Annotated in this window: 4 protein-coding genes and 2 pseudogenes; all 6 read right to left on the bottom strand. The window is 51.4% G+C overall.

Annotated elements, in window-relative coordinates:
• A partial coding sequence (gene tssI / locus ACIQVE_RS28835) for a type VI secretion system tip protein TssI/VgrG (protein WP_402815254.1) occupies positions 1-806 on the bottom strand: 806 nt, incomplete at its 3' end.
• A gap of 132 nt (positions 807-938) precedes the next feature.
• Positions 939-1,121 (bottom strand): annotated as a pseudogene (locus ACIQVE_RS28830) (type VI secretion system tube protein Hcp); the annotation flags it as partial.
• 74 nt (positions 1,122-1,195) lie between these two features.
• Entirely contained in the window at positions 1,196-2,335 is a 1,140-nt protein-coding gene (locus ACIQVE_RS28825) for a DUF6708 domain-containing protein (protein ID WP_402815252.1), read from the bottom strand.
• A gap of 222 nt (positions 2,336-2,557) precedes the next feature.
• Positions 2,558-3,637 (bottom strand): DUF6708 domain-containing protein, encoded by a 1,080-nt coding sequence (locus tag ACIQVE_RS28820; protein WP_402815250.1) that lies wholly within the window; start codon positions 3,635-3,637, stop codon positions 2,558-2,560.
• A 36-nt stretch (positions 3,638-3,673) separates the two neighbouring features.
• Entirely contained in the window at positions 3,674-6,994 is a 3,321-nt protein-coding gene (locus ACIQVE_RS28815; protein ID WP_402815248.1) for a toxin VasX, read from the bottom strand.
• A pseudogene (locus ACIQVE_RS28810) lies at positions 6,991-7,282 on the bottom strand (DUF4123 domain-containing protein); the annotation flags it as partial. The gene ACIQVE_RS28815 and the pseudogene ACIQVE_RS28810, both read right to left, overlap by 4 nt.

The raw sequence follows: 7,282 nt of genomic DNA, 5'->3' as shown, positions 1-7,282 counted from the left end.
TTGGCCAGGTGTTTGCCGCGTTCGCGATCGATGAAGCGACCCGGGTAGTCGTAGTCTTCGAGGTCGGGCACGGCGTCGCCGCGCTTTTCGCTTTCGAGGGTGATGCGCGGTTTTTGGAAGTCGTAATCGCGGCGGGTGGTGCGGCTGGTACGGGTTTCCAAGCGCAGGTCGAAGCGCTTGATCACCGGGTCGCTGGCGACCATGCCGGAGTCTTGCTGATAGGCCACAGGCGCAAGTTTCGGGAACACCGTCTGGTCATCGCCGAACACCAGTTTGTGCGCCGTCGCCGTGTGCTGGAAGTGGTAGTGGATACCTTCTTCCTCGCACAGGCGCTGGATGAAATGCAGGTCCGACTCGTCGTACTGCACGCAGTAGATGCGCTCGGGGTAGATCGAACCGGTCTTGAATTCGTAGGCGTTGCTCTGGATGCCATGCTCTTCCAGCACTTGGCTGATGATTTTCGGCACGCTGAGATTCTGGAAGATGCGCTGGTTGACGCGGTGCGCCAGGTACGACAGTTGCGGGCGCAGGGTCACTGAATAACGGGTCAGGCGTTTGCCTGAGTCGCCTTGCGCGGCGCGGTAGATCTGGCCATGGATGCCGCTGCCGTCGGGCGACAGTTGCAGGAAGGCCGGTTTGTGCAGCAGGGTTTCGAGGTCCAGCGACGGCTGCTCACTGACCAGCTCCACCTCGAAGACAAAAGGCTGGCTGATGGCTTCCCGACCTTGCAAGGTAAACACCTGGAAATCAGCGGAAAGACCTTCGATGGTCAGGGCAAAATGGGTTTCATTGGCCGGCGCGAACATCCCTTGTTCCTCGTGCTGTGCAACGGCGCTCGTCGACGCCCGCAAAAGCGGGTCAACGTACGCGAAATTCTGGAGGGGCGTAAACAACATCGACCAGCAGAGCTGGCCGATGCTTGTAACGATCAGCCGTAATTAAACGACTGGAGCACGCCAGTCATCGGAACCCGAAGTACCGAATACTTCGTGGGTCCAGGTGATTTTACGGTAGGTGAACTGCACTTCTTCCAGGTGGGTGAAGTGCGAGTTGCCTGGATCCTGGCAGTTGTGCATTTTGTTGTTGATGGCGACGATGATCGCGTCTTCCAGTTTTGTAGAAGCTCAGACTTGATGTAACGGTTATCGGGCCACCTGATTTTTGGCAACTATATAGCTCAGCTATTTGTTAATTCCTATGCCTTGCTTTCGTTTAGGTTTGCCTTGAAGTACGTCATGAAATCTTGTCCCTGAGCAAAAGCCTTTTCGATGTCGGCGCTTTGCTCTTTCAATGCATGGCTTGGTTTGGCCCATTGCTCAGTTGGTATAGATTTTGACCACTCAGCAATGGAATCAGGTAGAGACTTCATACTGAAACGATGGTCCCATTCCGCAACCCAGTACGGAAAGCGCCATAAAGTGATTACATGAGTGAAATACCACCAGCCAACACCTAACGCGGAGCGCTCGTTGTGTTGGTACTCCTCAAGCATATCTCCGTGCTCTTTATCAAATGTATGGCGGCCTTCGTATGGAGCTTTACCGGGGCAGTGTTGTGGCCCTCTTTCCATGTAAATACGTATCGCCTCCCATTTACCCAAACCATGAACTGGGGTCATTACTTCTTGGTTCACAAAATGAACGGTATCAGTTTTAGTGTCGTCAAATGCCATGCCAAATGTATAAGTACTCATGACGCCGACCCCTGTTACACCGGTACTGACAGAAAGCCAGGAAACCATTTCTTCCCAAGGTTGGATGACCGGATCGTCAGACCCGTTCGCAAAAAAACAGACTTCGCGACGTTGACGATTGAAGCGTACTGGGCGGGTACGGACTTTGGCAAGAGTAGTGCTGATGACAACATAGAGCCCCAGAACTGTGGCTCCTGCTGCTCCCCAAACTCCAATTGCAGCACCGGTGGGGAAAAACTCTATGAAAATATGTGTAAATGTTCTGCCACAGGGATCACCAAAACTCATAAGTCCGGCGATGAAAGGGCCGATTATTAAACTCACAATCAGAATGAGCATGCTGCTTGCGATCATCACTCTGGTTTGGAATGCCTTATTGACGTTACTGCTACCGAGGTCCAGGTAGGTGTCGTTGATATCAAGAAAACTTCCCCCCAAATCCATTGGGATCTGGCCGGTAGGGACGGGTAGTGGCGAGAAAAACACTGCTTCGCCAGTAGTAAAACGTCGAGATTCACCAGCGACGGGGCGCTGATGTTTGAGATGAGGTTCGTCGTTATTTGTTGATTTGGATGACATGTAATTCAACCGAAAAGTGGTGAAGCCTGCACCTACAGGAAGTCGCTGTTGACCAATAGCCATGGTGCATCGGTTTTGCGCGACTTCAATACAGAGACAGCCGAAAGTAGCTTGCTATTTTGCGTAACCAACGTCGTAGTTTGGATGCTCGAAAAGGGGGCGGGATTATTTCTTTTGAAAATAAATCATCCCCTTTGTTTTTCGTTTTTTGTAAAAGCTTAGATTTGACCCGGCGGTTATCGGATTATCTGATTTCTGGCAACTATATAGCTCAGCTGTTTTTTATTATTCTGCCTTGCTTTCATTTAGGTTTGCCTTGAAGTACGTCATAAAGTCCTGCCCTTGAGCAAAGGCTTTTTCGATTTTCGCGCTTTGCTCTTTAAGCGCTGGGCTTGGCTTGCCCCATTGTTCAGGCGGAAGAGGTTTGGACCACTCAGCAATGGATTCAGGTAGAGATTTCATGCTGAAACGATGGTCCCATTCTGCTACCCAATACGGAAAACGCCACCAAGTGATCAGGTGTGTCAGGTACCACCAACCAACTCCTAATGCGGAACGTTCGTTGTGCTGGTATTCCTCGTGCATGTCTTTTCGTTCTTTATCGAAGGTATGGCGACCCTCGTAGGGTGCTTTAGCAGGGCAGAACTCCGGTCCTTTTTCCATGTAGGCACGTATGGCTTCCCATTTGCCTAGTCCATGAACAGGAGTCATGACCTCTTGTGTGAGAAAGTGCACCGTATCGGCCTTGGGATTATCTATTGCCATGCCAAAGGTGTAGCTACTGATTACGCCTACTCCAGTGAATCCGGTACTGACTGATATCCACGCAACCGTGTCTTCCCAAGGCTGGATCACAGCTTCGTCGGAGCCATTCGGGAAGTAACAGACCTCTCGGCGTTGACGGTTAAATCGGATGGGTCTGGCGCGGGCTTTGTTCCTTGTGGTGCTGATAACCGCGTACAGTCCAATCATCGCTGCTCCCCCTCCACACCAGAGCGCTAGTGATATTCCGAACTCAAAAAAATCGTTGAAGTAAAACCAGAAGCTTCTGCCGAATGGGTTTATGAATGCTGCGAAGCCCATCAATGTTGGGAGAACAAATAGACAAACGATAACTACGACTGTTGGGAGTGACACAGCTAATCGTGCTTGGAAAGACTTGGTGAGATTGCTACTACCCAAGTCCAGATAGGTGTCGTTGACTTCAACAAAACTTCCGCCGAGATCCATTGGGATTTGCCCGGTCGGAACTGGCAGCGGTGAGAAAAATAATGCTTCACCTGTGGCAAAACGACGAGTTTCACCCGCCGTGGGGCGGTGATTTTTAAGGTCAAGTTCGACTTGCTGTTCAGGTTTGGATGGCATGCAATTCAACCGAGAAAACGTAGGCGGTTTAGGCAACTACAGGGAGTCGCTAGTTACTAGCAACCAAGGGGCATCCGTGGTACGTGTCCTTAACACAGATACTGATTGAAGCAGCTTGCCATTCTGCGCGTTTAGGGTCGTGGTTTCGAATCGTTTCTCTCGGAAAGATTTATCACCGGCTACGGGGTGGTAGCGTAAAATGACGGCAAGGCCATGCTGGGCATTAGCTTCGTGTTGGAATATTTCCAAGCCGAGCTTAAGAGGTTCGCCCGGAGCACCTAGCAGATTGAGTTGACACAGCAATGGTTCGCTCCACGCTTCCCAGTCATTGCGCTGTTGGTTAGTTAACCAGTAAGCACTGAGGCCGAGACTGACATCTTCTAGATCATTGGCTGTCATCCCCGGCACGCTCAAGACGGCCATGGGCTTGCTGTTTACTTGTTGTAGGGCTATCTGCGGAGCGGCAGTAATATTTGCTAACATCAAACGCTCCTCCGCAAGACTTCGGTTTTCGCTCTGCTTGCCCCAAGGACCTTTAAGCAGCCATTTATCCAGTTCCGTCTTATTATTACGGTTGTATAGCCATTCACCACCTAACTGGAGGCCTGTCAGGACTAGGCCAATCAGGTTGGCACGTGCGGCGACGCTGAGCAACTTACCACCAGCTGTAACCCACGCAAGAGCACGCGCCTGGCTTACATTCGTCATAGCTTCAAAAGTGTATTGAACTGTTCGTGCGGTCGCCCAGCCATTGACAACTAGTTGGCCGGAGTCTCCAGCCAGCGTCATGCTAGCCCCAGCTAGCTTGGCGCCATCGCCTGACCGTAAAGCTTCGGTCCATCTTGCGGCGGACCCTTTTTCACCATACAAACCGGTGCCTGCGGCAATAGCGCCAAAAAAATATGAAAACGGCCCCAATACACCTGTAATTTTGCCTAACTTGGAGGCTAATCCGATTTTAGCTGCGGCACTCGCATAGTTTTCAATTGCGACAGAAAGGCCAGTAATGGCAATCCCTTGGGCCGCCGCAATTGCCCCCCCAAACATTGAAAAAAGAGCATTTGCTACAGCCAACTTATCGGAGAAATCCGCCTCTTTTTTTCTAGCAAATTCACCATAAACAGTCGCAAAGCTGATGATTTGCAGAACCGCTGCAGCTGAAGAAAACAAATCCCCTCCAGCTGATGCGAAAACCGCCTTGCTTATTCCCTTGGAAGGACGCTTGAGCCGATAGTCATCGGCCATCCGCTCAAACTCAAGCACCTGAGCATTGTTAAGACCTTTAATTTTGAAGGCAGCCTTGCCCGGTCCGTCACCAACAGGACTCATGGCTTGAGCTATCCGCCCTTCAAGGGGAGCGACAGTCTGTTGAATGGCTTTGCGGCGAGATACCAAGGTTTTATAACCGCCTTTTGGTGACCTTCCTTTACGTTCATCAGCCAGGGTTTGCCGAATCTGATTTTTCAGCGAGGTCATTTGCTGGCGCAGATCTATCAGTTTGGCCATATCAGCTTTGAAAGCAGCAATTTGATTCGCAGAGGCAAACTCTAATGTAATACCTCCCTTACCAAAGGCACGAAGAACATCTATCCAGGCCGAGCCAGGAATTCGGCGCAATACTTTTGCTGGATCTAGCGGCTGTCCATTGCGTAGCGCTTGGATGGCCTCATCCAGCGCTCCTGCCAGGCGCAATTGCTTTGCCGGCTCATACGCCGTGTTGCGCAACTGTCCGAGCACAATGCCGTTTTCACTCAATTGCATTGCTGCTGCGAGATTCTGAGTGAGCAAATTGCCAAATTTTCCGCTGAGTGCCTGGGCACCCTGATAGTCGTCCTTGACCATATAGGTATCGCGCAGGGACTTGATGAAAGATGTGACCTTGGAGTGCATGTCCTTCTGATCAGTCAAACTCAATGTGAAGAAGGTTGGTACGGTAAACCCCGGCTGTTTCTCGAGCAGATCGGCAAGCTTTTCAGTCGCTTTATCTGTCCGGCAAATGTCTCTCATACAGGCATATTCAGTAGCGAGAGTTGCGTCGAGTTGATCGCCAAATTTGGGATCAAAATACCAGGCTGAGCGTTGGAAGCGTTCTTCACAGATTAGATTCGCGCGATCGTCACTGATCAGATCTAGTCGTTTGTTCCAACGATTGAGTTGGGCGCGTTGCTGTTTCAGGAAGGCTTCCATAGCTGGTCGGTCGATCAGATCGTTGATGCCCTGTTGTCCCATTTTCGCGCCGTCGAGCGCGTCATCCGCGTTGTCTTCGATGGTCTCGATCAGGTCTTCGTACTTGGAATGCAAAAGTCCAAGACTCGTACGCATCCGCGACTTTGAAGCTGCAATAGCCCCACGATGCGTACCAGCGCCTGAATACTGAGTTTGATTTTTAACGTTGACGTAATCGACGATGGATTGCCGTTGCTCTTCGCTTGTTTCGTCCTTGAGTTTGGCAAAGCGTGGATCGCCTTGCGCAGCATTCAGGATGGTATCGCCGGTGACTGTGTACAAGGATTCGATGTAGCAACCAAACACATATTTCTTTTGGTTTGTCTCCGCATCACTCCAGTCACTGATCCACCCAGTTACCAAATCCTGATGTTCGGCGAGGTCGCGCAGTACGCCGATGTCATCCTGTATGACCATATACAGATGGTCACGCTCGTTTTCTGCCTTGACCTGTTTTTTCAGCGCACCGAGTTGAGTCTTTTTGAAGTGCGATGCTTGCTCCCAGAGGTAGTCTTTGCTTTCTTCGGGTTTGGCGCCCGTAGCTGCTGGGTCTTTGCTCGGCTGCTCTGCAACTTCCGCAATCCACTTTTCCGCCTGACTTGGAGTCAGTAGATTAGCTGCGCCTTTCTCAGGGTCTGCATTGGTGAGATCGACCTTCTGCATGAAGTACTCACGTTCAGACTTGTGCTTGATGACCTGCGCGCATTTCGCGGCGGTCCATTGCACCTCGGAGTAGTTGACGTAAAGTTTGCTCAAACGCGGGAAGACCAACACGGCTTCGCCCACATTACTTTCGCGTTTATTGGCGGTAATTTCACCTTTCTCCCACAGCAGTTGCGTAACGATGCCGTCCTGAATACGGTATTCGTGCATAACGGCTTCAGGCTTCTTGTCGACGATGACGTAGAGCCAGCCGTCACGCATCAATCGAATGCCTAGTGGGCGAGAAGTGGTTTTGTACGGCATGGTCAGCGCGCTTGACGGGTCGAGTCGTTCAACGAGGCCGTAACGCAGTGGGATGAGCTGGATTTTTGCCTTCATCAACGAGCAGCCGCCCATGGCACACTTGCCGTCGTCCCGGCTTTTTGCAACGTTGTTCGGGCTTTTGCCGGTCGATGTTGGCGTTGTCATCCTTGGCTCCTTAGCGGGGGTTCAGCCCGTTCCTGGGCGATATCAGCGACCCGTTCGAGTCGCTGTGCGGGCGTTTGTTCCGATGGGGTTTTGAGTATGGCGTCGAGGTCTGGGTGCTCTTCCAGCGCTCTTTCGCCAAGGAATCCGTGGATATTGGCGTAGAGGGTGATGTCGAGTTCGGTGTTGAAGCCGCGATCATAGGAGGTCGACGCCAGCGCATGCAGGTGTTCCCAGCGTTGCTGTGAGGTCGACTGTGCCTGATAGCTTGGAAAGTATTCTTGCATGTGT

This window comes from Pseudomonas sp. NPDC098747 (assembly GCF_044760045.1).
Lineage (GTDB): Bacteria > Pseudomonadota > Gammaproteobacteria > Pseudomonadales > Pseudomonadaceae > Aquipseudomonas.
This window is presented reverse-complemented; position numbering and strand designations above follow the sequence as displayed.

Bases quoted from the DNA above. Each gene is read 5' to 3' on its own strand.
- ACIQVE_RS28825 (WP_402815252.1), bottom strand. From the start codon at position 2,335: ATGGCTATTGGTCAACAGCGACTTCCTGTAGGTGCAGGCTTCACCACT.
- ACIQVE_RS28820 (WP_402815250.1), bottom strand. From the start codon at position 3,637: ATGCCATCCAAACCTGAACAGCAAGTCGAACTTGACCTTAAAAATCAC.
- ACIQVE_RS28815 (WP_402815248.1), bottom strand. From the start codon at position 6,994: ATGACAACGCCAACATCGACCGGCAAAAGCCCGAACAACGTTGCAAAA.